Raw genomic sequence first — 23370 nt, 5'->3', positions numbered from 1 at the left:
CCGGCGACTCCGACCGCGCCTCAATACGGACGCAAGACCTGACCCCACAGCCGCGCCCGCAGCCGCTGCGCTTCGGCCAGGGGCAGGCAGGGGATGTCCAGGGCGCGGCCGCCCTTGCCGCTGCCCTGGCTGTCGGCGCGCAGGTGGCACAGGCCCAGGCTGCGGTCCAGGGCTGAGCTGTAGAGGCTCAGTTGCTGCAGGCGCGATCCGGACACCACCACCCAGCGGCGGGTCAGCACGCCATGGCGGTAGAGCAGAAGCTCGCCGCATTCGGCATAGGCGGCAAAGCGCACCCAGGCATGGCAATAGGCCCAGAGCCCCGCCGACAGCGCCAGGCCGGCGGCCAGGAGCCCGGGCAGCGGCACCCGCTGGCCGAGCGCGATATCGACGACGACCAGGGCCAGCAGCGCGATGATCAGGAATCGGCCCTGCCCCCACAGCTGGCGCCAGAAGGCCTGTGCCGGCGGGGGCTGCCACTGCAGCTGCTCCCACTGCAGGGCCGGCAGGCACAGGCGCAGCAGGGCGCGGGCCTCCTGCGGCGTGGCGATGGGCGCCAGTTCGTCGAAGCGACCACCGGGATCCAGGCCGTGCTCATGGTCCTGCGAGTCGTGCCCCGCCACGCTGACGGCCAGGCGGCAGCGGCCGAAACGGCGGTGCAACCAGGTCTCCACCAGCTCCCAGCGCTGCAGGCGCGGCAGTCGCGCGGTGGCCGTCACCTGGGTGCTGAGGCCGCGGTGAACCAGCAGCTTCTCGCCGTCCTGCTCCAGGCGGAAGCCCTGGTAGCGGAAGAAGGCGAGCACCACGGACAAGGTCCTCACGAAAACCAGGAAAGCCAGCAGCAGCAAGGCGATGTCCGCGGCCAGCCACAGCCAGTGGCCGGACTCGACCAGGCGCATGAAACCCTGCCGGACCCAGGCCGTCGGCGCGGACAGCCAGCCGAAGAAGCGGCGGTGCAGCTCCGGCTTTTGGGCCAGCGCCGCGAAGGCTGCGCCCACGATCACCATGCCGCGGTTGGAGATGAGGCCCAGCTTGAGGATGTCCAGACTGCCCAGGCGGTGCAGCAGCTGCATGGGCGGATCGACGGTCACCGGCCCGGCGGCCTGGGCAGCGGAACCGCCCTGCGGAGTGCCCCGCAGGGCCTGCTCCAGGCGCAGGGCGGCAGCCTGGCCCAGCACCTTCATCACCGCCTCGGGCTTGCCGCCGGAGGCGGACTCCAGGTGCAGCTCCGTCACGCCCAACAGCCGGTGAGGCAGCTTGCGCGTGCGGCTGGTGTTGTGGATGCGGGCCAGCGGCACATGGCGCACGCTGCGGCCCAGCACGCCCTCGTGGATCACCAGCTCCCCGCCCTGAAGGGCATAGCGGTAGCGGCTGGCCTGCAGCACGGCCCAGATGGCGGTGAGCCCCAAGGGCACGGCGGCCCAGACCTCCCAGCCCGAGCCGCGGCCGAAGACCACTGCCGCCAGCACCGGCAGGGCGACATGGCGCAGCAGGTGGGCGGCCACGAACAGGGCCGAGAAGGGATGCAGGCGCTGCCAGGCCCCGGCCTGCAGCTCGTCCCGGGGCTCACTCATGGTGGCCCTGCACCCGCGGCATCAGCGAGGACCGCAGGGCCTGCGCCTCGGCCAGCGGCAGGCCGTGCACGGCGGTCTTGTGGTCATGCTGGCCGGCCGTGTGCAGCTCCAGGCGTGCCATGCCCCACAGGCGCTCCAGCGGCGACTGCTGCAGGTCCAGATGCTGCAGCCGGGCAATGGGCACCCAGCTCTCGGTCCTCCACCACACCCCGTGGCGCAGCACCAGACCTTCACCCGGATGCAGGGCCGCACCATAGGCCTGGTAGCGCAAGGCACCGTAGGCCGCGCCCAGGCCCAGGCTGGCCAGCGCGACAGGCAGCGCGACAGGCAGCGCGGTGCCGGCCAGCCATGTCCAGGACCAGCGGTCGCCGATCAGGGACAGCCCCAGCACGGTCAGTCCTGTCAGGACGACGGCGCACACGAGGCCCGCCCGCAGCTGCCACAAGGTGCGCAGGGGGCGCATCTTTCCCAGCGCCTGGCCGGCGCGGCCCTCCATCTCATCGCTCATGCATGCTCCTCGGGGCGGTGCCCCTGCCGCGGACTCAGGGCTTGCTGACGCCCAGCAGCTCGACCTCGAAATGCAGGGTAGCCCCGGGCGGGATGAAGCCGCCGCCGGCGCCCTTGTCGCCATAGGCGATGGCCGCCGGGCAGGTGAGGCGGGCCTTGCCGCCGACCTTCATGCGCTGCACGCCCTCGGTCCAGCACTTGATGACCTTGCCCAGCGGGAACTCGGCCGGCTGGCCGCGGCGTACGGAGCTGTCGAACTCCCGGCCGTCGGCGAAGGTGCCCACGTAGTGCACCCGGACCTTGTCGGCCGCCGTGGGCTGCTCGCCGCTGCCGGCCTTCAGCTCTTCGTAGACCAGCCCGGTCGCGGTGGTGAGGGGCTCGGCGGCGCCGACAGCCGTGCAGGACAGGCCCAGGGCCAGAAGGACCAGGGAGGTGCGGGAGGAGAAGCTCATGGAATCGCTGCTTTCTGCGAGATCGAATGCGGCGCATCATGCGGCAAGCGGGCGGGTCCGCCAAGCCGTATCGTTACGGAGTTCGCCCACCGGCGCAGGGTGGGCCGCCCTGCGCGTCAGGGCTGGGGCGCCTTCGCGAAGCGCTCGCGCAGACCCATCCAGGACTTGCGCAGCAGATGCGGCAGCAGCAGGCGCAGCGGCATTCGCAGCAGATGGGCGCGCCAGTACAGGCGAAGGCAGGCACGGCGGCGCCGGGCGGGGCTGGCGGTCTCCTCCAGACCCAGGGCGATGCCCATCCAGCGCGCCTCGGGCCGCTGCCGCCAGCCGGGCTCTGCCCTGTCCAGGCCCGAGGCCAGGTCCTGCAGCAGGCGATGCGCGGGCAGCAGTGTGCACAGAGGCGCCAGCGCCTGGGCCAGGACCTGCAGCAGGCGCAGCTGCGCGGCGCGCTCCAGCAGGGCCGCCGCACCGCCCTCGGCAGGCAGCAGGCCAAGCAGGTCATGCAGGTCCAGCAGATCGCGCCAGGCATGGTCCATCTCGCCATCCAGGCACAGGTGCAGGGCCGAATGCAGGACCAGGTCCGTCGGCTGCAGCAGGCGAAAGCCGCTGGCGGCCAGGGGCTGCGAAGCTGCGATCAACTCGGCTCCCGGCGTGTGGAAGCGGGAGCTGCGCGGCGCCAGCGCATGGTGCACGTCCAGCACCGAGCCCCGCTGCACGTGGCGCAGCGGCGGGATCTCGTGCATCCATTGGCGGTAGTAGCGCTGGTTGTAGGCCTGACGCTCCTCGCTGATCCAGCCCCGGGCCATCAGGGCGGACTCCACGGCGCCCAGCCGGGCCTCGGGAACGAGGAGGTCGATGTCCGAGAAGATGCGCCCGCGGGCCGGCGGCAGCCCGGCGAGCAGATAGGCCGCACCCTTGAGCAGCAGCACGGGCTGCCCGAGCGGCTGAAGGGCCTCGCGCACCGCCAGCAGCTCGTGCCGGACCTCATGGCCATGCCGGTCCAGCACCCGCAGGCTAGCCTGCAGGGCGGTGCGCACGGGGGCGGGCAACCGGGGCATCAGGCCCTGGTCCTCCATGCGGCAGGCCAGCCGGCCCAGCAGGCGCGCCTGGCGGGCCTGCCCGAGCAGGCGCTCCCAGTCACGACCCTGGTAGCCCGTGGGCAGCTCGCCCTGCAGCAGTAGGCGCAGCAGGTCCTTCATGCCGGGGCCTCCGGCGAGGGCAGGCCATCCAGCAGAGCCGCCAGGCGCGGGATGGCGTCGTGCAGGTCGGAGTAGCGCAGCTCGTGGCAGTCACAGCCGTCCAGCAGGGCCCCGAGGGCCTCGAAGCCCTCCAGACCCAGGATGAGGTAGTTGAAGGAGTTCTTGCCCAACTCGATCATGGCCGGCGCCTTGGCCAGGGGCCGGAGGCTGGTGGGCTCGCCGGCCACATAGCGCGGAAAGACGACCAGGCGGGGCGTGGCAGGCTCCGCCATGCGGTCGAGCTGGTCCTGCGGCACCTTCATGTGGACCACATCACCCTTGGTCGTGCCGCGGGTGACGGCGCCGAACTCGGCCTGTGGCGCATAGCGGCGGATCACGTCCAACGAGTTGTTCTTGAGGCTCACGGGCCGCGCGACCGGGTGCACACGGCCATCGGCCAGGCCCAGCAGGCAGAGCTCGTCGGACAGCAGCCGCCAGCCGCTGTGCGTGAGCGCTGCGCACAGCGTGCTCTTGCCCGAGCCCGGCGGCGCCGGCAGCAGCAGGGCCCGGCCGCCGCGCTCCAGCACGGCCGCATGCAGCATCAGGTACTGGTGGGCGCGGGTGCTCACGCACCAATTCATCGCCCACTCCAGCTGGGCGAAGGCATGCGACTGGGGGAGGGGCTCGAAGGGCCGCTCGCCATCCGAGCTGAAGCGGACCTGCCGGTGCCACCAGCGGTGCAGGCCGCGGCCATGGTCCAGCTGCAGGGAGAAATCGGCCTGCACCTCGGGCGGCAGGCAGGGATAGCCGCCGTAGAGTTGGCGCAGGCCCTGCTCGATCAGGGGCAGCGGGCTCTGCAGGCGGTAGCTGAACACGCCGGCCTGCAGGACCAGATCGCCCTGCGCCAGTCGCGCACGCAGTTCAGCGGGCCTCAGCTGCTCAATTTTCATGCGCGGAGTGCCTCAGCAGGCCCTGCTCGACCAGAAAACCCAGGCCCTGGGACAGGCCAGGCCAGACCTCCGCCGGCAGCGCACGCTCCAGCAGCAGGGGCAGGCGCTGCTGCAGTTCGGCGAGCGTGGCAGGGGACTGCTCCAGCTCGGTCAAGGCGGCCACCAGCAAGGCGTCGAGCTGCAGGGTCTGGCCGCTGCCCTTGTCGAACAGCACCCAGTCCTCGCCCCAGCAGCGCCAGTGGAACTCGGCCAGGGGGTGCAATGACCAACGCCCGCCGGGAAGGGCGGGCGCTGCGGTCAGGGTCGGGGCGTTGGAATCAGCCACGCGGGGGGCGCTGGCTCACTTCTCCAGGTAGCTCACGAAGAAGCTGTAGGCCGCCTGGTCGTTGTTCAGGTAGAAGTTGATGACGTCGGTCGAGCTGTACGGGAAGGCCCAGCCGGTGCGGCCCTTGTCCCAGCCCGTGTTGGTCTCATAGGCCAGGGCGTTGAGGTAGGCACAGAGCCAGTGGCGCTCGGGGGTGTTGGAGTAGGCCGAATTGTTCATCAGCGTGAACAGCGTCAGGTTCTTCGTGCTGGAGCTGGCACGGATCAGAATCGAACCGACCGTCACGTTGTAGTTGCAAGGCCAAGTACGGGCAGGCACGAGCTTGCCGTTGACGTAGGTGGACTGGCCCCACCAGCCCGGGCTGTAGCCCCAGGCGTTGGGATAGGTTTCGCCATGGAAAGAGTGCGCGGCAGACTGCACGCCGGAGATGGTGCAGATCACGGCCTTGCCGGTGGTGGCGCTGCTGCATACCGCCAGGGTGACGCCACCGGCCATGGCCTTCATGGGGCTCAGGGCGGCCAGGGTCGCGACGCCGCCGGTGCCGGCCGTCTTGAGCAGCATGCGACGGCGCGCCAGCGCCTCGGCGGACAGCCCACGGGTGGCCGCCAGGGGGTCCCGCGCTGCCTGCTGATCCGGGGTCGAACGCTGCTTGTCCATAACGAACCTCTACAGTCCTGAGAACTCATTGAAAAACCGGGATGGCACGGACCGGGTCCGTGCCAAGGCGGGCCGCCAGGTGCAGCGGACGCGCCCCGCGCGCCGACATGCATGGCCAGCCTGCCAATGGCCCTGTATTTGACACCATCGAAGGCACCCTGGAAGCCCCACCCGCGCATCCAGGGGGGGCCTCAGTCAGAGGCCCAGGCCGCTCAAACGGGGGACGCCGTCCGGCCCAGCCCCGGCCCGACCTGCACAAGCCGCCGTGCCGGCAGCCCGGCCGAGCTCCTGTATTCTTGCCCCCATGAACCGACCCAAACCCTTTTCCATGATCCGCGAGTTCCATCTGGCAGACTGGTTCACCCTGGCCAATGCCTTCTGCGGCATGGGCTCGCTGTTCTCGGTGATGACCTATCTGCAGACGCGGGACGTGCTGCACCTGTTCTATGCCTGCGCCCTGATCCCGGCCGCCCTGGTTTTCGATATCCTGGATGGCCGCATCGCCCGCTGGCGCCAGAAGAGCTCGGCCATGGGGCGCGAGCTCGACTCCCTGGCCGACGTGATCTCCTTCGGTGTGGCGCCGGCGGCTATCGCCTACGGCTGCGGGATGCAGGGCCTCTATGACCGCATCATCCTGGTCTTCTTCGTCGCCTGCGGTGTCTCACGCCTGGCACGCTTCAACATCACCGCCGAGAAGCTCTCGGAAGGCACCGGCAAGGTCAAGTACTTCGAGGGCACCCCCATCCCCACCTCCCTGCTGCTGGTGATCCTGCTGTGGGTGGCCGCCGCCCAGGGCGCGCTGGGCGACCAGATGTGGGGCGGCCGGCTGCAACTGGCCGGCTTCAACTTCCACCCCCTGGTGCTGCTTTTTGCGGCCTCGGGTTCCCTGATGGTCAGCCGCATCCGCATTCCCAAGCTCTGAGCCGCGCCAGGCTCAGGCCGCTTCTGCGGCCCCCCTGGCCTCGGGCTGCGGTCGCACACGCAGTGCGCCCAGCACACCCGCCACCAGCAAACCGATGCCTAGGGCGGTCAGCGGTGCCGGCCATGCCCGGCGCCACAGGAAGGCATAGGCAAGGGCCGCCAGGGTCTCGAAGACGATCAACTGGCCGACCAGCGTGGTGGGCAGGCGCTGGCTGGCCTCGTTCCAGCACAAGGTGCCAGCCCAGGACGCCAGCAGCCCGATGGCCAGCATCAGCCCAACATAGGCCAGGGGCCGCGGCCCCAGTGGCAGGTCCACATCGACCAGCCCGCTGCCCTGCAGCAGCGCCAGTGCCGTGAAGACCAGCAGGGACAGCGGCAGCGTGACCAGGCCCTGGGCCGTGGCCCAGGCGCGTGGGCTGCGGTCGGGGTGGGCGCGCAGCCAGTCGGCATTGCGGATGGGGTACCAGGTCCAGCACAACAGGGCGCCCAGCGCCAGCAGCCCGCCCTGCACATAGGCCCCCCTGCGATCGCCAGGCTGGCCGGCCAGGGCCTGCAACTCCACCTGGTTGACGCAGACCAGGCCCGCCGCGATCAGCGACAGCGGCAGGGCCAGCTGCGACCAGGGCAGGCGTCCGTCCCGCGCGCGGTTGCGGCGGTTCGACACCAGGGCGATGAGCACCGGCAAGGTCCCGATGATCATGGTCGGCAGCGGCCCGCCCGCCCGCTGGATGGCAGCCGCCAGGCACAGGTAGTAGAGAAAGTTGCCGATGGCGCTAAGACTCAGCGCCGCCCACCAGTCCGCCGCGCCGAACTCTCGCAGGGCGCGCCGGTCCAGCCAGGCCAGCGGGAGGGCGATGAGCCCGAAGGCGAGGTAGCGGCCCGCCATCAGCTGGGCCGCGGGGTAGTCCGGCAGCATCTGGGGAGCCACGAAGACCAGGCCCCACATGAGCCCGGCCGCCAGCGCGAATGAAACACCTGTCAGCATGCCGCCATCATGCCCACCCGGGCCGGGCGGCGGCTTGTACAGGATTGCTGCGGCGGACTCAGGCCCCGCTGCGGAACAGGCCCCAGGCTAAGGCCAGCATCATCAGTCCCAGCAGCAAATCCAGGACGCGCCAGGCCAGGGGCCGTTCAAAGACCGGCGCCAGCAGGCGCGCACCGTAGCCCAGGCCGGCAAACCACAGCAGGCTGCAGCTCACCGCGCCGGCGAAGAAGACCGGCCGCTGGGCCGCTGAGTGCGCCGTGCCGATGGCGCCCACCAGCAGCACCGTATCCAGGTAGACATGGGGATTGAGCAGGGTGAAGGCTGCTGCCTGCGCCAGGGTGCGCCCCGCAGAGGCGGAACTGCCCGCGCCAGCCTGCAGGCCGGCTGGGCGCGCCACCCGCATCAGCGAGCGCAGCCCATAGACCAGCAGGAAGGCCAAGCCCGCCCAGCGCAGCACCGTGCTCACTGCCGGCAGCCGGGCATCGACCGCGCCCAGTCCCCAGATGCCCAGCGCCATCAGCAGCGCATCGGCCAGCGCACAGAAGACCACGACGAGACCCACATGCCGGCGCAGCAGGCCCTGGCGCAGCACGAAGGCGTTCTGGGCACCGATGGCAACGATCAATCCGGCCACCAGGACCAGCCCCTGAAGAAAGACGGCAAGCTCATTCATGCCGCGTAGCATGCCGGCTGGCGCCAGGGCGGGCCAGTTAGACTTCCTGAAGCGCCTTCAGCGGCGCTGAATCGCGTTTCTGCGCGCACTGCCGCGCCTCACCCCGGCGTCACCACCCCGCCCGCCATGCTCGACTACCCCCTGATCGCCGCCCTCGCCGCCGTCATCCGCGAGGGCAGCTTCGAGAAGGCCGCCCGCAGCCTGCACCTGAGCCCCTCAGCCATCTCGCAGCGGGTCAAGCTGCTGGAGCAGCGCCTGGGCGAGGTCCTGGTGGTGCGCGACACCCCCTGCCGTGCCACGCCCGCCGGCCTTCAGCTGTGCCGCCATGCCGAGCAGGTGGCGCTGCTGGAGCGCGAGCTGCTGGCCAGCCTGCCGCAGACGGGCCGGGGCCGCCCAGGTGCCCTGCGCCTGGCCGTCAACGCCGACAGCCTCAGCACCTGGTTCATCCCGGCCGCCATCGCGCTGTCCGACCAGGACTGGCTGCTGGACCTCAGCCTGGACGACCAGGACCACACCGCCGAGCGACTGCGCGAGGGCGATGTGCTGGCCGCGGTCACCGCACTGGCCGAGCCCCTGCCTGGTTGCCGCAGCCTGGCCCTGGGCTGCATGGACTACCTGGCCGTCGCGACGCCCGCCTTCATCGCCCGGCACTTCGCCGGCGGCCTGCAGCCTGGCGCCCTCATGCGCGCGCCCTGCCTCAGCTACAACCGACGGGACCAACTGCAGTCGCGCTGGGTCCGCCAGCTCACGGGAGAAGGCCCGCCCCTGCCCAACCACTGGCTGCCCTCCAACGACGTCTACCTTGCGGCCTGCCGCAGCGGCATGGGCTGGGGCATGTGCCCGCGCAAGCTGGTGCAGGCAGAGCTGGACCACGGCGGCCTGCAGGCGCTGAGCCCCGAGCCCCTGGAGGTGCCCCTGTACTGGCAGGCTCCGGCCCAGGCCTGGGCCCTGCTTGAACCCGTCACCCAGGCGGTGGTGGAGGCTGCGCGCCAGGGGCTGCGGCGCTGACTCAGCGGCCCCGCCGCAGGCCGCGCAGGCCCAGCTGGCGCTGGTAGGCCGCGGGCGTCACGCCATAGCGGCTCAGCAGGCTGCGGGTCAGGTGGGACTGGTCGCTGAAGCCGGTGGCGGCAGCCACCTCGGCCGGGGTCTGGCCCTGGGCCAGCAGGCGCTTGGCCTCGAAGCTGCGCAGAGCCATCAGCACCTGCTGGGGCGTGGCGTGGTGCTGCGCGCGAAAGCTGCGCAGGAAATGGAAAGGGCTCAGGCCCGCCACCGCCGCCAGCTGATCCAGGCTCATCACCTGATCCAGCTGGCTGCGCATGAAATCGAGCACCGGTTCGAAGCGGCCGCCGGCCTCGGCCGGGCGGCCCTGCACCCGGGCATGCGGCCGGATCAGCTCCACCAGCTGCAGCAGCAGGCTGTCCACGGCCAGCGGTTCCTGGGCCTGCCAGAGGGCCTGCACGCAACACGCGACGGCCCGCGCCTGATCCGGGCTGCCACTGACCGCCGCATCGAAGCGCCAGCTGCGGTCACCGCCATAGGCGGGCAGCAGGTCCTCTTCGAGGTAGACCATGTGATAGGCCCAGCAGCCTGCGTCAGCCGACTGGCCGGTGTGCAGGTCCTCGGGATTCATCAGCATCAGGCTGGCCCGAGGGGCCAGGTGCTCACCCCCACGCCAGCGGAAGCGGCCCAGGCCGTCGGTGATGACGCCCAGGCCGTAGGCCTCGTGAGAATGGGCCTCGAAGCGGTGGTCCCGGATGCGCGCCCGGTAGAACTCGACACCCGGCTGGGCCGCGGGTCGGCGGTACAGGGCGCGATCCTCGGGCCCTTCGAAGCGAATGACGGCGTCGGACTGCATGGCCCGGCCATGATGGCACAGCCAGGCCGCCCCCTTCAGCGCGCGTTCACGGAAGCCAGGCTCCAGTTCTTGCTGGGCATGGTCAGGAGGACGGAGTCCGGTGTGCCCCAGTCCTCGCCGTGGAACTGCATGTGCAGCTCGCCGTTCGTGCTGCGCCAGACGCCGTCGGCGGACGGCGTCATGGCCACGGCCTCGTCATTGCCCAGGCTGATGCGCATGCGCAGGCCGTGACCATCGACGCGCAGCTGACGGCCGTCTTGCATCTGGTAGACGCCGGCCAGCACCTTCATGTCGGAGCGGGTGATGGGCGTCGAGATCTGCTTCTGCAGGCTGACGGGCTCCAGCACGGTGGTTTCTTGGGCTTGGGCCACGCCGGCCAGTGCGAGGGCTGCGAAGGCAAGGGAGAGGCGGGACGGCATGTTCATGATGGACTCCTTGGAAAGCTGAGGCCGCGTGTCGCGGATCGGGTGAGGGAACGTATGGCTGCAGTGTGGGGAATTCCCTGCCGGATTTCTTCCTGTCTTCGATCGGGCGCTGCATCAAGGGTCCGAAATGCTGCTGCAGCAGACGAGCTGCGATGCGGTAAGAACGGCCGCAATCCCCGATGGAATGGGGCTATGACGGTCTTCACATGTCGTGCGTCACACGTTCGCAGAGGCCGCTTTCCAAAGGCATGTGAGGTGGGTCATGGCAAGACCTGACCCCATTGGGAAACAGCTGCGACCCGCGGAGTCAGGCCTGCTCCCGCAGCCAGCGCTCCACGCTCGCGACCTCGTCCGCCGAGCAGCGCAGGCCGAGCTTGCTGCGCCGCCACAGCACGTCTTCGGCACTCATGGCCCACTCTTCGCGCTGCAGGTGGCGCAGCTCGGATTCAAAGAGCCCCGGCGCGATCTCCAGTCCGAGCCGGCCCTCTGCCAGGACGCGGTCCACGCGGCCTCCATAGGCCTGGCACAGGCGCCTCAGCAGGGGAGCAGGCAATCGCGGATGGCGCGCCTGCACGGCCTGCACAAGAGCCTGCAGCGCGGCGGGGCCCGCGGCGGCGCCGGGGGCAAAGGCCGACACATCGGCCCCCGGCAGCGCAGCCTGCGCCGTCCAGGCACCCCGCCCGCCGCCCAGTTGGTGGGTGATGCGATCGGCCGACTCCTCGGCCAGGCGTCGGTAGGTGGTCAGCTTGCCGCCCCAGACATGAAGCAGCGGCGCGCCTGTGCCGGTGTCCAGGTCCAGCGCGTAGTCCCGCGTCACGGCGGCAGCGGTGCCGGCGTCGTCGTCCAGCAGAGGGCGCACGCCTGCAAAGCTCCAGCGCACGTCGGACGGCCGGATCGCCTGCCGGAAGTAAGCGCTGACCTGCTCGCAGAGATAGGCCTGCTCTGCCTCGCTGATGGCCGGCGTGCGGCCGCCGGCGATGTCCTGCGGGGCCAGCTCCAGGTCCGTGGTCCCGATAAGGGTGAAGTCCTGCTGATAGGGAATGGTGAAGACGATGCGCCCGTCCGCCCCCTGCAGCAGATAGGCGTGGTCGTGCCCGTAGAGCCGAGGCACGACGATGTGGCTGCCCTTGACCAGGCGCAGGCGCCGGGCCGGCGGCACCTGGCCAGTCCCGTCGCGCAGAGCCTGCTCGACGAAGCTCGCCGCCCAGGGGCCGGTGGCATTCACGAGCAGGCGGGCGCTGAGCCGGCGCTCGCCGGCGGGCGTCTGAAGCCGCGCCTGCCACAGGCCCTGCGCCACCCGGGCCTCCAGGCAGGGGCTGCGGGTGAGGATCTCGGCGCCGCGCTCGCGGGCGTCAATGGCGTTGGCGACCACGAGCCGCGCGTCGTCCACCCAGCCATCCGAGTAGAGGAATCCGCGCCCGAACTTCGGCTGCAGCGGCTCGCCCAGGGGATGGCCGCGCAGGTCCAGGCCCGCGGAGCCGGGCAGCAGCTCGCGGTGGGCCAGGTGGTCGTACAGGAAGAGACCCAGGCGCAGCAGCCAGGCCGGCCGCATCTGTGGGTGATGCGGCATCACGAAGCGCAGGGGATGGATCAGGTGCGGGGCCGCGCGCAGCAGGCGCTCGCGCTCCTGCAGGGATTTGCGGACCAAGCCGAACTCGCGGTACTCCAGGTAGCGCAGGCCGCCGTGGATCAGCTTGGTGGAGGCCGAGGAAGTATGCGAGGCCAGGTCGTCGCGCTCGCTCAGCAGCACGCGCCAGCCGCGGCCGGCGAGATCCCGGGCGATGCCCACGCCATTGATGCCACCACCCACCACCAGTACGTCAAAATCAGCCATCGCCACGCTCCTCGCGGGGCACTCTACCCTGCCGATTTCCCATGAGCTACCTAATCGCACTGGACCAAGGCACCTCCAGCTCCCGCGCCATCGTCTTCGACCGCGAGGGCCGCCAGCTGGCCAAGGCCCAGCAGGAATTTCGTCAGATCTATCCACAGCCGGGCTGGGTGGAGCACGACCCGCAGGAGATCTGGTCCAGCCAGCTGGCCACCGCCCGCGAGGCCCTGCGCGAGTCCGGCCTGCGTCCGCAGCAGATCGCCAGCGTGGGCATCACCAACCAGCGCGAGACCACCGTGCTGTGGCACCGGGGCACGGGCGCGCCGCTGCACCATGCCATCGTCTGGCAGGACCGCCGCACCGAGCCTCTGTGCGCCCGGCTGCGCGAGCAGGGCCTGGCCCCGCTGGTGCGCGAGCGCACGGGCCTGGTGATCGACGCCTATTTCTCCGCGACCAAGCTCGCCTGGCTGCTGGACCACATCCCCGGCGCCCGCGAGCTGGCCCAGCGCGGCGAGCTGGCATTCGGCACGGTGGACAGCTGGCTGATGTGGCGCCTCAGCAGCGGCCGCATCCACGCAACGGACGTCAGCAATGCCTCGCGCACCATGCTCTTCGATGTCCATCGCAACGACTGGGATGACGAGATCCTGGCCGCGCTGAACATTCCGCGCGCCCTGTTGCCCCAGGTCCATCCCAGCGCCCACGACTTCGGCACCCTGGACCCTCAGTGGCTGGGCGCCCCCCTGCCCATCGGCGGCGTGGCGGGCGACCAGCAGGCGGCCCTCTTCGGCCAGGGCTGCTTCAAGGCCGGCATGGCCAAGAACACCTATGGCACCGGCTGCTTCACCCTCATGCACCTGGGAGATCGCTTCCAGACCTCAGCCAACGGGCTGATCACGACCAGCGCCGCGCAGACGAGCGCCAGCCCCGAGTTCGCGCTGGAGGGCAGCGTCTTCATCGGCGGCGCCGTGGTGCAGTGGTTGCGCGACGGCCTGCATGCCTTCCCCAGCAGCGGCGACGTCGAGAGCCTGGCCGCCAGCGTGCCCGACGCCGGCGGCGTGGTGTTCGTGCCCGCCTTTACCGGCCTGGGCGCTCCCTACTGGCAGCCCGACGCCCGCGGCGCCATCGTGGGCCTCAGCCGGGGCAGCACCATGGCGCACATCGCCCGCGCAGCGCTGGAGTCCATCGCCTTCCAGAGTGCTGCCCTGCTGCAGGCCATGAGCCGCGACGCCGTGGCCGCCGGCTCTGCCCCAGTGAGCGAGCTGCGGGTGGACGGCGGCGCCTGCGTCAACAACCTGCTGATGCAGTTCCAGGCCGACCTCCTGGGCATCCCCGTCGTGCGGCCCCGCGTCATCGAGACCACCGCCCTGGGCGCCGCCTACCTCGCCGGCCTCAGTGCCGGCCTCTACAGCGGCCTCGAGTCCCTGGGCCAGCAATGGCAGGCCGAGCGCATCTTCCACCCCACCCTGCCCCGCGAACGCGCCCTCGAACGCATGGCCGACTGGGAACACGCCATCCGCCAGACCACCGCCAGCTGACGAGCCCCCCCGCCCCCATTGCACGGCCGCCAGGCCCGTGTCCCAAGCGGCGGCCGGGGATCCGGCTTCGCCGGGCCCTCGGCTGCGCCCCCTGGGGGGGCCGGCGCAGCCGGTAGGGGGGTATCAAGCCGCCCTGCTGAGGCGCGAGATTTCCCAGGTCTTGATGGCCTGCAGATGCGCCGCCAGCGCGCGGTTGGTGGCCATGATCAACATGGCCAGCTCAGCCGGCGCCGCCAGGAGGGCCTGATGCTCCAGGGCGCCGACGGTGGCAGCCAGACCATCCAGGCCCAGGTTGGCCGCCACGCCGCGCAGACGGTGGGCATAGCTCCGAACCGCTACGGGGCCGGCGATGCGCGCCTCCTCCAGGGCGCTGAGGTGCTGCTCGTACTGCCGCGCAAAGCTGCTAAGCAGCTTGGCCAGCAGGTCGTTGCGGCCGGCACAGCGCAGCACGGCGGTCTCGAAGTCCGCCTCGGGCACCAGGGGCCAGGGCGAGACGGCATCGGCGGGCGCGCGGGCCGGTGCGCGGGCGGCGGGCGGGGGCGCGGCCTCCTCGCTGCGCTGGCGGCGCGGGAAGGGGGCCAGCGTTCTCAACAGCTCGGCCTGGTCGATGGGCTTGCAGATGTGGCCGCACATGCCCGCCTCCTGGCTGCGCTGGCGCTCCTCGCTGAGCGCGTGCGCGGTCAGGGCCAGCACCGGCAGGGCCGGATCGATCTCATGCAGGTGGCGCGTGGCCTGGTAGCCGTCCATGCCAGGCATCTGCACATCCATCAGCGCGAGGTCGTAGGCCCCCATGCCCGCCTCCTGAAGGCGGGCAACGGCCTGCTCGCCGCTGTCGGTGGACATCACATGCGCGCCCGCACCGCTGAGCATGTCGTGCAGGATCTCGCGGTTGATATCGACGTCGTCGGTGATGAGGATGCGCAGGCCGGCCAGGCTGTGAGCCTGGGCTTCGGGACGCTGGGCTGCTCCGGCCGGCTCCACCAGAGGCGGCCGCGCCGCCAGCAGGGGCAGCTCCAGCAGGAAGCTGGAGCCCTGGCCCGGCGTGCTGCGCACCCGGATGTCGCCACCCATCAGCCGGGCCAGGCGCCGGCTGATGCTGAGCCCCAGACCGCTGCCGCCATAGAGCCGCGTCACCGAGCTGTCGGCCTGCTCGAAAGGCGTGAAGATGCTGCCCAGCTTGTCCTCGGCAATGCCGATGCCGCTGTCTTCCACCTCGAAGACCAGGCAGCGCCCCAGCTGTGCGGAGCGCACGCTCAAGCTCACGCCACCCTGCTCGGTGAACTTGACGGCATTGGCCAGCAAGTTCACCAGCACCTGGGTCAGCCGCAGCGCGTCGATCTCCACCCAGGCCGGCAGGCCCTCGATGCTGGAGCTCAGCCGCAGGCCCTTGGCGCGCGCACGCTCGGCCACCATCTCCATCGCATCGCTGACCAGCTGAGCCAACTCGCAGGGCCGTGACTCCAGCTCCAGCTTGCCGCTGTCCAGCTTGGCGAAGTCCAGCACGTCGTTGATCACGCCCAGCAGGTGGCGGCCAGCGCGCACGATGCGCCGGAAGCTGTCGGCCGCGGCCCGCGGGTCCAGCGCCCGCTGCTCGCCCAGTTGGGCCAGGCCCAGCACGGCGTTGAGCGGTGTGCGGATCTCGTGGCTCATATTCGCCAGGAACTGGCTCTTGGCACGCACCAGGCGTTCGGCCTCGTCGCGCGCGGCGGCCAGTTCGCGGTGCAGTTGCTTGAGGGAGGTGATGTCGGTGCTGAGGTTGAGCACGGCATAGGGCCGGCCCTGCTCATCGCGCAGGGGCACGGTGGTGACGAGGAAATCGTGCGGGCCATCGGCCAGGCGGGTCTGTCGCTCGCGGTCCAGGCGCAGGCCGCGCTGCAGCACCAGGGCATCGCTCTCGCGTGCGTCGGTCGCCAGCTCGGGGCCGAACAGGGACTGCACGGTCTGGCCGATGATCTGCGCCCTGGGCCGGCCGCTGGCCTGCTCGAAGCTGCGGTTGACCTGCAGATAGCGCCCGTCTGCATCGCGGATGCTCAGCAGGATGGGCAGGGCTTCGAGGATCTCCTGCACCTGCTGCTGCTCCTTGTGCAGCTCGGAGGTACGCTGGCGCACCAGATCCTCCAGGTGCTGGCGGTGCAGTTCCAGCGACTGTTCGGCCTTCACGCGATCGGTGATGTCGTGGGCGAAGGCCACCACGCAGGCCTCGCCGTCGAGCTCGAAGCGGTCCAGCTTGACGTCCCACCAGATGGGGCTGCCGTCGAGGTGCCGGGACTGCCACTCCAGGGTCTGGCTCCCCTCCGCGAGCGTACGCCGGACCAGCGCTCGCGCGTGGGCCGGGGTGTAGTCGCCGCCAGGGAAGGTCAGCTCGGGCGTCAGTGCCTCCTTGCTCTGGACACCGAAACGGCGTAGGCAGTAGGTGTTGGCATAGCGCAGGGCACCGCTCTCGCCGTCGAAGATCTGCACCGACATGTGCGAGGCCTCCAGCAGCTGGCGCAGGCGGCGCTCGCTGGACAGCAGGTCCTGGGCGGCCTGCTGCTGGGCGCGCAAGGTATTGGCCAGCAGCAGGCGGGAGCTGTCCAGGGAGCGGGTCAGATCCCAGTACAGCGTGCCGTAGCGCAGCATCAGCCAGCCGGCCAGGCCACAGCTGAAGAGCTGCACGACCAGGTAGCTGGCATGCGGCGGCGTATTGCCGGGATGCAAGCCGGGAATCCAGCCCAGGCCTTCGGCTGCGAAGAGCAGGGCCAGGCCGCCCAGCCCTGCCAGGGCGCCCCACTTGGCCGCCTGCGGGCCCACCATGAAGCCCAGGACCACGATCAGTGCCGTCAGCGAACCCAGGCCCGAGGACATGATGCCGTTGCCATGCAGGGCCGCCATGCCCATCAGCGTCACCATTGTTGCGATGGCGAAGAACGCGGCCGCCCGCCGTACATGGCCGCGCCAGGCCAGCAGGGCTGCAGTGGCGGCCACCGCCAGCACCCCTGCGCCGGTGGCCATGCGGGACAGGCGCTGCGGCCAGCTGTAGCCCGGCTCCAGCGCCGTGGCCGCCAGCTGGAACAGGGCAGCCAGCATGACCACGACCAGCAGCACCGCGGCGCCGCGCGCCACGCGGCGGTCCATGGCCGCATGGAAGGCCTCGATGCCCTGCTGGCGGTCGGCCGCATCCAGGGCGGCCTCGACCGCCCGGATGTCAGGACCGTGGGGTTTGTCCATGGCTGCCGCTGGGCAAGGCCGTGCAGCGCTTCAGCGGCCGGACGCTGACGTGCCCGGAGCGCTGCCGTGGGGCTGCGCTGGCGGCATCAGGCACGAATCCCGGGAAGGGCTGGGCCGCGGGGCGACCCGCCACTGCATTGACCGTTCATCCATCTCGTCACTCCCTTGCTGGGCGGATCCCGATGTGTTCCCTCGGTCAAGATGGCGCTCAAGCGATCGCGCCTCTTCACTTCAATCGTGGCCTGGGGCGTCCCGATGACAGCGGAAATACCCGCCCCAGGGTCCCAGCGTACGGCATGCACGCCCGGCAGGGCAAGGCCAAGCCCCCAACTGTGTGGTGACGGACGTCACAGCCCCCAGGACTGCGCGAAGCCGCCCAGTACAAGCGCGCCCAGCACGATGAAGATCAGGGCTGCCAGGCCATGGACCAAACGGACTGGGATCCTGTGCGCCATGCGATCCCCCAGCAGCACGGCCGGCACGTTCGCGATCATCATGCCCAGCGTCGTGCCCGCCACCACGGCCAGCAGGTTGTGGAACTGTGCTGCAAGTGCGACGGTGGCGATCTGAGTCTTGTCCCCCATCTCGGCGAGGAAGAAGGCCACGACGGTGGTGCCCAGCACGCCCAGACGCAGGCCCTGGCCGCCCTCCTCCTCCTCGATTTTGTCCGGCACCAGGGTCCAGACACCCATGGCCACGAAGCCCAGGCCCAGCACCCAGCGCATGATGTCGGGGGCCACGTGCGCGGTGATCCAGGCGCCGAGCGCGCCGGCACCGGCATGGTTGAGCAGGGTGGCGATCAGAATGCCCGCAATGATGGGCAGGGGCTTGCGGAACCGCGCGGCCAGCAAAAAGGCCAGTAACTGGGTCTTGTCACCGATTTCGGCGAGAGCCACCAGGCCGGTGGAGACGAGAAAAGCTTCCATGTAAGACTCCCCGGCCGGTGCGGACACCCTCGACCGCCCCTCTCCGGCCGGATACCGAGAACGAGCGGTCAAAGGTCTTGCCAGGTAAAGGCCCAGGCCAGGGCGGCCAGGGCGGGAACTGCCAGCGCCATGCCGGGCCAGGCCCAGGCAAGTGTGTTGACGCAGGCCCGCGTGTCCGATGAACGGACCGCGGCAGCTACTCCCCAATGACGAGCGGCATTGTAGCGGAGCGCCCTGGCCGGCCGTCGCCGCGGGTTCCTGCCATGACGCTGGCAGCAGCGCGCGCCGATGATGGCCGCATGAACTACGCCTACACCATCCTCTACGTCGCCGATGTCGCGGCCTCCCTGCGCTTCTTCGAGGCCGCCTTCGGCCTGCAGACGCGATTTCTGCACGAGTCCGGCGCCTACGGCGAGCTGGAAACCGGCGCCACGGCCCTGGCCTTCGCCCAGCTGGACATCGCCCGCGACAGCCTGGGCGCCGATTTCGTCGAGGCGGCACGCAGCGAGCGCCCCCTGGGCATGGAGGTCGGCCTGGCCTGCGCGGACGTGCCTGCCGCCTATGCCCGGGCCCTGGCCGCAGGCGCCAGCGGCCTCAAGCCGCCCACCGCCAAGCCCTGGGGCCAGGTGGTGGCCTATGTGCGCTGCCCGGACGGCTGCCTGGTCGAGCTGTGCACGCCCATGGGCGGATGAGCGGGAGCCTCCGCATGGGCAAGGCTTCGGCCTCACGGATGCGGGGACTCGGCCCGCGCAGCCTTGAGCAGCTCGCCGCGCTGGGCATCAGCAGCGCCGAGGAACTCCGGGCCCAGGACGCCTTTGCCCTGTACGCCCGCCTCAAGGCACGCTGGCCCGGCGCCAGCCTCAACCTGCTCTACGCGCTGATCGGCGCCCAGGAAGATCTGGACTGGCGGGAGGTGGCACGGGAGCGCCGCACGGACATTCTGCTGCGCCTGGACGACATGGGCCTGGCCCCGCGCTGAACGGGGCCGGCGCGATGTCAGCCGTAGCGCCGCTCCCTCAGCCACTTGGTGGCGATGTACTTGACGCCGGCCAGCACGGGCACGCCGGCATGCAGGGTGCTCGGGTCCTCGACGCCACGGGCATCGACGTCGGCAAAGTACAGCACTGCGCCGGGCCGTGGGCGTATCTCCAGGCCGAGGCTGGGAAAGCGCGTGCCGCCACCGTCCTCCACCTCGGAGAGATACAGGATGCAAGTGCCCACCCGCTGGCCGCCGGTGCGCAGATGACGCTCGCTGCCGGGGTGGGCGGGGTTGAACCAGTCGAAATGAGCCCGGTACTCGCCCCCGACGCCATAGCGAAGCACCTGCAGGCCCTCGCCGTTCTCCACCGGCCAGTCCAGCAGCTCGGCCAGTCGAGCCTCGATGCGTGCCACCAGCGCGTGCTCGCCGCGCTGGAAGAAGCCGCCGGCGCTGGTGCGGTGCTCATGCGGGCGGGCCTCACCCAACTGCTCGTCCACCACGGTGGAGCGCGTCAGGCGTGTCTCCGCCAGGGCGATCATGGCCTCGCACTCGGCCGGGCTCAGCAGGCCCTCGTACAGCAGCACCTGGGGATGGTCCAGCTGGGCCGCGATGCGCAGCTCGCAGCCGTCGCTGAGGCGCACGCGGTTGCCGGTCATGCGCGGACGAGGCCGGGCACGCAAGACCTGACCCCTGCCAGACTCCGCCTCCGCAGCACCGGCATGCTCGGCCAGCAGGGAGGCTTGCGGGCTCATGTCATGGGTGTCCGCCAAGGGCAGCGCCGCACCGTGGACCGTCTTCAGCACGCGTTCCGCCAGGGCCCGCGGCAGCCCTCCCTGCACCATCATGGGCAGCATGGACGAGGCCGTGCAGCCACGCGCCACGTTCTCCTGCACCCATTGCCGCCACTCGGGGCTCAGCTGCTCCAGGCTCATGCCGATCTCCTCGCTGTCTCCTGCAGCTGCATTCTGGCCTATCGCCGACAATGCCCGGATGCGCCGAGCCGACCGCCTGTTCCAGATCGTCCAGCTGATTCGTGGACGCCGCCTGTCCACCGCCGATTACCTGGCCCAGCGCCTGGAGGTGTCGCCCCGCACCATCTACCGCGACGTGGCCGCGCTCCAGCAGCAGGGCGTGCCTATCGATGGCGAAGCGGGCGTGGGCTATCGCATGAGGGCGGGTTTTGACCTGCCGCCGCTGATGTTCAGCAAGGAGGAAGCCCAAGCCCTGGTCGCGGCGCTGCGCATGGCGCAGCCGCAGATGGACAGCGCCCTGGCCCGCCACGGCGAGGAGGCCATCTACAAGATTCTGGCCGTGCTGCCCGGCACGGCGCGCGCTGCCGCGGAAAGCCTGGCGCTCTGGGCCCCGCTGGGCGGGCTGGACGAGGGCACGCGCGAGCGCCTGCAGCAACTGCGCCTGGCCACCGAGCAGCGCCAGAAGCTGCGCGTCGTCTACCTGGACCTCGGCAACACCGCCAGCGAGCGCGTGCTGCGCCCGCTGGGCTGCTTCTTCTGGGGACCGGTCTGGACCTTCGCGGCCTGGTGCGAACTGCGAGAGGGCTTCCGCAATTTCCGAGTCGACCGCATCCAGCAGTTGGAGGTGCTGGACGAGCGCTTCAGGGACGAAGCCGGCAAGACCCTGGCCGACATGCAGCGGGCCGAGGGCTGGCCCTGATCAGCGACCGAAGCTGCCCTGCGGTGCCAGCCAGCGCAGAGGGTTGAAGCGCAGGCGGCTGCTGGGCGCCTCCACCCAGCGGTGGAAGGGCAGCGCAGCCAGGTTCGCAAAACCCCAGGCCGACAGCACCAGGGCGAAGGTCAGCAGCAGGGGTTGCTCGCTCTGCTGGTCGTACCAGGCGTTGAGCAGCACCAGCACGGGGAAGTGCACCAGGAACAGGGAATAGGAGTGGGTGCCGAGGTGGGCCACCACATCCGCCACGCGCTGCCACAGCCGGCCCGCCAGCGGCCCGACCCGCCATTGCCACAGGCCCAGCAGCAGGGCGGTGAGCAGGGCCAGCACCAGGCGCTCGCGGAAGTCCAGCCACAGGGCCAGGCCCGTCAGCCACAGCAGCAGCAGCAGGCCCAGGCGGGGCCAGCGGCTCAGCGAGAACCAGTGCACCAGGGCACCAAGGCCGTAGGCGCCGAAGAAGTAGAGGCCCCAGTTGTCGAGCTCAGCCTCGCGGTTGAAGACCATCAGGGACAGACCGCACAGGGCCAGCACCAGGACCGGCCCCAGCACCATGCGCCAGGCATGCGGCAGCAGGCGGCTGCGCCGGGCCAGCCACAGCAGGCCCAGCATGAGGGCGTAGAGCTGAAGGTCGATGGCCACGTACCAGGCGCCCACGGTGATGGACTCGTGCCCCAGCAGCCCGTGGGTCAGCGTGGCATGGCTCAGCAGCGTGGCCAGAGTCAGCTGCTGCGGAAGGAATTCCGGCAGCCAGGGCTGGACCAGCCAGGCGCAGGACAGGGTCAGGCCCACCGCCGCCATGAAGGGCAGGGCCAGGCGCAGGTAGCGCCGCCACAGGGACTCCAGCGCTGCGACCTTCATCAGCCCGCCCTGAGGGGACAGCGCCCGGGCGCTCAGGTACCCGCCCACCACCAAGAAGACCTGCACCGCCATGCGCCCATAGTGGAACAGCCAGCCGCCCAGCACCGGCCAGGCCTTGTGCAGGGCCTCGGCCAGGGGGCCGTAGACCGAGAGGTGATGCAGAACGATGAACTGGGCCGCGAGGGCTTTCAGTGCATCGATGTGCAGCAATCGGGTCTTGGCAGCGGACATGGGTACGGCGTTCCGGCAGCCTGACGCTGCCGGCGTGATGGTTGTCGTTGAAAAAAGGCGCTGGCGCCAGGCGCATGCGCATTCGGAAGGCAATGGCCGCGCCAGGCTGTCCTGGTGCGGCCGGCCCCGGCTCGGGCGACGCCTCTTGAGCTGAGCCTGAGGGGTCGCTTGAGCGGAGGGCTTGGACAAGCTTGCCCAGACAAGCTACCCAGGCGATTTGCCTCCGGCAAACCTGCAGCACAGGCTGCAGAACGCGCGATTTTAGTCGGCCAGAGCCCGGAAAGCAGCCCCTGGAGCGCGTCAGGTCGTGAGAAGGCGTGAACACACGTGACAGGAAGCCGGCCCGATCGCCCGCGTGGCGGCCCTCATTTGCGAAGGCGCAGGGACGTTTCGCAGGCAGAGATCGCAGGGAGGAAGCCCGGCCAGAACGCATTCATGGAGCGCCCGGCGGGGCGAGGCGAACGCCTGGTGCCGTCGTAACGCAGAGCACCACGGCGGAGCCTTCCCTGCTGCCCCAGGCTTGAGGCGCGCCGCGCCTCGGCAGGGAGTCAGGCGATCTCGCTGCGGACGTGGGCCTGGGCCGCCGGGCTCAGGCGCTCGAAGTGCAGCAGGTCCTGCCACCGGCCGTGCAGGCTCACGCTGAGGCTGCTGCGCCCCCAGCACCGGAAGCCGTTCTTCTCCAGGACCCGGGTCGAGGCCGGATTGCCCGGCCGAACTACCGCCTCCAGGCGCCACAGGCCCAGGGTCTCGAAGGCGATGGGCAGCAGCAGACCCACGGCCTCGCTGGCCCAGCCCTTCCCCTGGGCGCCCGCCCCCAGGCGGTAGCCGAGTTCGGCGCGGCCGTGATGCTCGCGCTGCACGCGATGCAGGTTGATGCGCCCCACCAGCCGGCCCTGCTGACGGATCAGGAAGGCATGGGCCCGGTCCGCATCCGCGGCGGCCTGAGCCTCCTCCAGGTGCGCCTCGACGCCTTCGCGGCTGTAGAAAGCGTCCGGGCGGGCGTGGACCCAGGTCTCGAAATGGGCGCGCTCCCTTTGCTCGAAGTCCAGCAGTTCCTCGAGATCCGCGCGCTGCGGACGGTGCAGGCTCAGTGTGCTCATGGGGCGCAAGCCTATCAGCCGGCCGGCTCCGCGCCGGCCCGGGCGCCCTGCCATTCGCACGCCGCGGCGGTGACAATGCCCGACCGACGGCCGGATCCTGCCCATCCAGTCAAGTCGCCGCGCCCGCCACCTCCGAGATCTGCCAAGCCATGCTGCGCCCCTTGTCCCTGCGTCTCCAGCTCACCCTCGCCCTGATGCTGACCGGGCTGGCCGTGGTGGTGACGGTGGGGGGCGTGGCCTACCTGGAGCTGCAGCGCAAGTTCAGCTCGCAGGCCGCCCAACAGGCCACCGCGCACTTCCGGGCCGGCGTGGAGGCCTATCTGGAGGACTTCGGCAGCTTTGAGGCCGGCGAGGCCCGGGGCGTGGGGCTGGGGGACTACCTCGCCCGCTCGCGCGGGCCCGGTGCGCAGGGGGCCGGACCGTCGCCCTCCGAAGGTCCGCTGCGTCCATGGGATGCACGGCGTGGCCCGACGCCTGGCCCAGGCACGGAGGCAGGTCCCGGCGCAGGGCCGGGCGTCGGG

Annotated in this window: 23 protein-coding genes, 1 pseudogene and 1 riboswitch; of the genes and pseudogenes, 7 read left to right on the top strand and 17 right to left on the bottom strand. The window is 70.7% G+C overall.

Features of this window, described 5'->3' with window-relative positions:
* Positions 1–20 precede the first annotated feature (20 nt).
* The 7 genes from H5407_RS18905 to H5407_RS18875 all read right to left on the bottom strand — a co-directional run bounded on the left by H5407_RS18905 (position 21) and on the right by H5407_RS18875 (position 5637).
* A complete protein-coding gene (locus H5407_RS18905) occupies positions 21–1571 on the bottom strand; it encodes a PH domain-containing protein (RefSeq protein WP_183106049.1) in 1551 nt (516 codons plus the stop codon).
* A complete protein-coding gene (locus H5407_RS18900) occupies positions 1564–2079 on the bottom strand; it encodes a PH domain-containing protein (protein WP_183106048.1) in 516 nt (171 codons plus the stop codon). Before H5407_RS18900 ends, H5407_RS18905 begins: the two co-directional genes overlap by 8 nt.
* Before the next feature lie 34 nt (positions 2080–2113).
* Positions 2114–2530 (bottom strand): FKBP-type peptidyl-prolyl cis-trans isomerase, encoded by a 417-nt coding sequence (locus tag H5407_RS18895; protein WP_183106047.1) that lies wholly within the window; start codon positions 2528–2530, stop codon positions 2114–2116.
* A 116-nt stretch (positions 2531–2646) separates the two neighbouring features.
* A complete protein-coding gene (locus H5407_RS18890) occupies positions 2647–3726 on the bottom strand; it encodes a nucleotidyltransferase family protein (protein WP_183106046.1) in 1080 nt (359 codons plus the stop codon).
* A complete protein-coding gene (locus H5407_RS18885) occupies positions 3723–4655 on the bottom strand; it encodes an HprK-related kinase A (RefSeq protein ID WP_183106045.1) in 933 nt (310 codons plus the stop codon). The genes H5407_RS18890 and H5407_RS18885 overlap by 4 nt, the downstream gene beginning before the upstream one ends.
* Positions 4645–4980, bottom strand: coding sequence for an HPr-rel-A system PqqD family peptide chaperone (locus tag H5407_RS18880; protein WP_183106044.1), 336 nt, complete (start codon positions 4978–4980; stop codon positions 4645–4647). Before H5407_RS18880 ends, H5407_RS18885 begins: the two co-directional genes overlap by 11 nt.
* 15 nt (positions 4981–4995) lie before the next feature.
* On the bottom strand, positions 4996–5637 hold the full coding sequence (locus tag H5407_RS18875) for a hypothetical protein (protein ID WP_183106043.1): 642 nt from the start codon (positions 5635–5637) through the stop codon (positions 4996–4998).
* 304 nt (positions 5638–5941) lie between these two features.
* On the opposite strand from H5407_RS18875, the gene pssA reads away from it, so the two are divergent.
* Positions 5942–6559, top strand: coding sequence for a CDP-diacylglycerol--serine O-phosphatidyltransferase (gene pssA / locus H5407_RS18870; protein ID WP_183106042.1), 618 nt, complete (start codon positions 5942–5944; stop codon positions 6557–6559).
* Between the two features lie 12 nt (positions 6560–6571).
* Here the strand turns inward: pssA and H5407_RS18865 are convergent, their stop codons facing one another.
* Both H5407_RS18865 and H5407_RS18860 read right to left on the bottom strand, forming a co-directional pair.
* The gene (locus tag H5407_RS18865) at positions 6572–7543 is read right to left on the bottom strand and encodes a DMT family transporter (RefSeq protein WP_183106041.1); all 972 of its coding nucleotides are present in this window, start codon (positions 7541–7543) and stop codon (positions 6572–6574) included.
* A gap of 58 nt (positions 7544–7601) precedes the next feature.
* On the bottom strand, positions 7602–8216 hold the full coding sequence (locus tag H5407_RS18860) for a LysE/ArgO family amino acid transporter (protein WP_183106040.1): 615 nt from the start codon (positions 8214–8216) through the stop codon (positions 7602–7604).
* 126 nt (positions 8217–8342) lie between these two features.
* Between H5407_RS18860 and H5407_RS18855 the strand changes: the two genes are divergently transcribed.
* Entirely contained in the window at positions 8343–9224 is an 882-nt protein-coding gene (locus tag H5407_RS18855; RefSeq protein WP_183106039.1) for a LysR family transcriptional regulator ArgP, read from the top strand.
* Between the two features lies 1 nt (position 9225).
* On the opposite strand, the gene H5407_RS18850 is transcribed toward H5407_RS18855, so the two are convergent.
* The 3 genes from H5407_RS18850 to glpD all read right to left on the bottom strand — a co-directional run bounded on the left by H5407_RS18850 (position 9226) and on the right by glpD (position 12330).
* A complete protein-coding gene (locus tag H5407_RS18850) occupies positions 9226–10071 on the bottom strand; it encodes an AraC family transcriptional regulator (RefSeq protein ID WP_183106038.1) in 846 nt (281 codons plus the stop codon).
* Positions 10072–10106: 35 nt separating this feature from the next.
* Positions 10107–10496 (bottom strand): hypothetical protein, encoded by a 390-nt coding sequence (locus H5407_RS18845; RefSeq protein ID WP_183106037.1) that lies wholly within the window; start codon positions 10494–10496, stop codon positions 10107–10109.
* A gap of 307 nt (positions 10497–10803) precedes the next feature.
* Positions 10804–12330 (bottom strand): glycerol-3-phosphate dehydrogenase, encoded by a 1527-nt coding sequence (gene glpD, locus H5407_RS18840; protein ID WP_183106036.1) that lies wholly within the window; start codon positions 12328–12330, stop codon positions 10804–10806.
* A 41-nt stretch (positions 12331–12371) separates the two neighbouring features.
* Here glpD and glpK point away from each other — a divergent pair, with 41 nt between their 5' ends.
* Positions 12372–13865, top strand: a complete 1494-nt coding sequence (glpK, locus tag H5407_RS18835; protein ID WP_183106035.1) for a glycerol kinase GlpK — start codon at positions 12372–12374, stop codon at positions 13863–13865.
* A gap of 123 nt (positions 13866–13988) precedes the next feature.
* Here the strand turns inward: glpK and H5407_RS18830 are convergent, their stop codons facing one another.
* Both H5407_RS18830 and H5407_RS18825 read right to left on the bottom strand, forming a co-directional pair.
* On the bottom strand, positions 13989–17072 hold the full coding sequence (locus H5407_RS18830) for an ATP-binding protein (RefSeq protein WP_183106034.1): 3084 nt from the start codon (positions 17070–17072) through the stop codon (positions 13989–13991).
* Between the two features lie 347 nt (positions 17073–17419).
* A complete protein-coding gene (locus tag H5407_RS18825) occupies positions 17420–17998 on the bottom strand; it encodes a TMEM165/GDT1 family protein (protein WP_183106033.1) in 579 nt (192 codons plus the stop codon).
* A 70-nt stretch (positions 17999–18068) separates the two neighbouring features.
* Positions 18069–18215, bottom strand: a riboswitch (yybP-ykoY riboswitch).
* 82 nt (positions 18216–18297) lie between these two features.
* Here H5407_RS18825 and H5407_RS18820 point away from each other — a divergent pair.
* Positions 18298–18690 carry a VOC family protein gene (locus H5407_RS18820; RefSeq protein WP_183106032.1) on the top strand — a complete coding sequence of 131 codons (393 nt, stop codon included), beginning with the start codon at positions 18298–18300 and terminating at the stop codon, positions 18688–18690.
* A gap of 14 nt (positions 18691–18704) precedes the next feature.
* Entirely contained in the window at positions 18705–18977 is a 273-nt protein-coding gene (locus tag H5407_RS18815; protein ID WP_220800680.1) for a TfoX/Sxy family DNA transformation protein, read from the top strand.
* Positions 18978–18994: 17 nt separating this feature from the next.
* Here H5407_RS18815 and H5407_RS18810 read toward each other — a convergent pair whose 3' ends face one another.
* Positions 18995–19909 (bottom strand): 2OG-Fe(II) oxygenase, encoded by a 915-nt coding sequence (locus H5407_RS18810; protein ID WP_183106030.1) that lies wholly within the window; start codon positions 19907–19909, stop codon positions 18995–18997.
* 58 nt (positions 19910–19967) lie between these two features.
* Between H5407_RS18810 and H5407_RS18805 the strand changes: the two genes are divergently transcribed.
* On the top strand, positions 19968–20648 hold the full coding sequence (locus H5407_RS18805) for a YafY family protein (protein ID WP_183106029.1): 681 nt from the start codon (positions 19968–19970) through the stop codon (positions 20646–20648).
* Here H5407_RS18805 and H5407_RS18800 read toward each other — a convergent pair whose 3' ends face one another.
* Both H5407_RS18800 and H5407_RS18795 read right to left on the bottom strand, forming a co-directional pair.
* Entirely contained in the window at positions 20649–21749 is a 1101-nt protein-coding gene (locus H5407_RS18800) for an acyltransferase (RefSeq protein ID WP_183106028.1), read from the bottom strand. It abuts the gene before it with no gap.
* Between the two features lie 548 nt (positions 21750–22297).
* Positions 22298–22849, bottom strand: a complete 552-nt coding sequence (locus tag H5407_RS18795) for a GNAT family N-acetyltransferase (RefSeq protein ID WP_183106027.1) — start codon at positions 22847–22849, stop codon at positions 22298–22300.
* A gap of 161 nt (positions 22850–23010) precedes the next feature.
* Between H5407_RS18795 and H5407_RS18790 the strand changes: the two are divergent.
* Positions 23011–23370, top strand: a pseudogene (locus H5407_RS18790) (hypothetical protein); the annotation flags it as partial.

The organism is Mitsuaria sp. WAJ17 (assembly GCF_014174515.1).
Classification (GTDB): domain Bacteria; phylum Pseudomonadota; class Gammaproteobacteria; order Burkholderiales; family Burkholderiaceae_C; genus Roseateles_B.
Note: the sequence above shows the minus strand (reverse complement) of the source record. Positions and strands in the feature narration are given on the sequence as shown.

Excerpts from the sequence above, each read along its gene's own strand:
- H5407_RS18815 (WP_220800680.1), top strand. The coding sequence starts at position 18,705 with ATGGGCAAGGCTTCGGCCTCACGGATGCGGGGACTCGGCCCGCGCAGC.
- glpD (WP_183106036.1), bottom strand. The coding sequence starts at position 12,330 with ATGGCTGATTTTGACGTACTGGTGGTGGGTGGTGGCATCAATGGCGTG.
- H5407_RS18860 (WP_183106040.1), bottom strand. The coding sequence starts at position 8,216 with ATGAATGAGCTTGCCGTCTTTCTTCAGGGGCTGGTCCTGGTGGCCGGA.
- H5407_RS18810 (WP_183106030.1), bottom strand. The coding sequence starts at position 19,909 with ATGAGCCTGGAGCAGCTGAGCCCCGAGTGGCGGCAATGGGTGCAGGAG.
- H5407_RS18800 (WP_183106028.1), bottom strand. The coding sequence starts at position 21,749 with ATGTCCGCTGCCAAGACCCGATTGCTGCACATCGATGCACTGAAAGCC.
- H5407_RS18805 (WP_183106029.1), top strand. The coding sequence starts at position 19,968 with ATGCGCCGAGCCGACCGCCTGTTCCAGATCGTCCAGCTGATTCGTGGA.
- H5407_RS18820 (WP_183106032.1), top strand. The coding sequence starts at position 18,298 with ATGAACTACGCCTACACCATCCTCTACGTCGCCGATGTCGCGGCCTCC.
- H5407_RS18850 (WP_183106038.1), bottom strand. The coding sequence starts at position 10,071 with ATGCAGTCCGACGCCGTCATTCGCTTCGAAGGGCCCGAGGATCGCGCC.
- H5407_RS18890 (WP_183106046.1), bottom strand. The coding sequence starts at position 3,726 with ATGAAGGACCTGCTGCGCCTACTGCTGCAGGGCGAGCTGCCCACGGGC.
- H5407_RS18825 (WP_183106033.1), bottom strand. The coding sequence starts at position 17,998 with ATGGAAGCTTTTCTCGTCTCCACCGGCCTGGTGGCTCTCGCCGAAATC.
- H5407_RS18845 (WP_183106037.1), bottom strand. The coding sequence starts at position 10,496 with ATGAACATGCCGTCCCGCCTCTCCCTTGCCTTCGCAGCCCTCGCACTG.
- glpK (WP_183106035.1), top strand. The coding sequence starts at position 12,372 with ATGAGCTACCTAATCGCACTGGACCAAGGCACCTCCAGCTCCCGCGCC.
- H5407_RS18900 (WP_183106048.1), bottom strand. The coding sequence starts at position 2,079 with ATGAGCGATGAGATGGAGGGCCGCGCCGGCCAGGCGCTGGGAAAGATG.
- H5407_RS18865 (WP_183106041.1), bottom strand. The coding sequence starts at position 7,543 with ATGCTGACAGGTGTTTCATTCGCGCTGGCGGCCGGGCTCATGTGGGGC.
- H5407_RS18830 (WP_183106034.1), bottom strand. The coding sequence starts at position 17,072 with ATGGACAAACCCCACGGTCCTGACATCCGGGCGGTCGAGGCCGCCCTG.
- H5407_RS18875 (WP_183106043.1), bottom strand. The coding sequence starts at position 5,637 with ATGGACAAGCAGCGTTCGACCCCGGATCAGCAGGCAGCGCGGGACCCC.
- H5407_RS18905 (WP_183106049.1), bottom strand. The coding sequence starts at position 1,571 with ATGAGTGAGCCCCGGGACGAGCTGCAGGCCGGGGCCTGGCAGCGCCTG.
- H5407_RS18795 (WP_183106027.1), bottom strand. The coding sequence starts at position 22,849 with ATGAGCACACTGAGCCTGCACCGTCCGCAGCGCGCGGATCTCGAGGAA.
- pssA (WP_183106042.1), top strand. The coding sequence starts at position 5,942 with ATGAACCGACCCAAACCCTTTTCCATGATCCGCGAGTTCCATCTGGCA.
- H5407_RS18885 (WP_183106045.1), bottom strand. The coding sequence starts at position 4,655 with ATGAAAATTGAGCAGCTGAGGCCCGCTGAACTGCGTGCGCGACTGGCG.
- H5407_RS18855 (WP_183106039.1), top strand. The coding sequence starts at position 8,343 with ATGCTCGACTACCCCCTGATCGCCGCCCTCGCCGCCGTCATCCGCGAG.
- H5407_RS18895 (WP_183106047.1), bottom strand. The coding sequence starts at position 2,530 with ATGAGCTTCTCCTCCCGCACCTCCCTGGTCCTTCTGGCCCTGGGCCTG.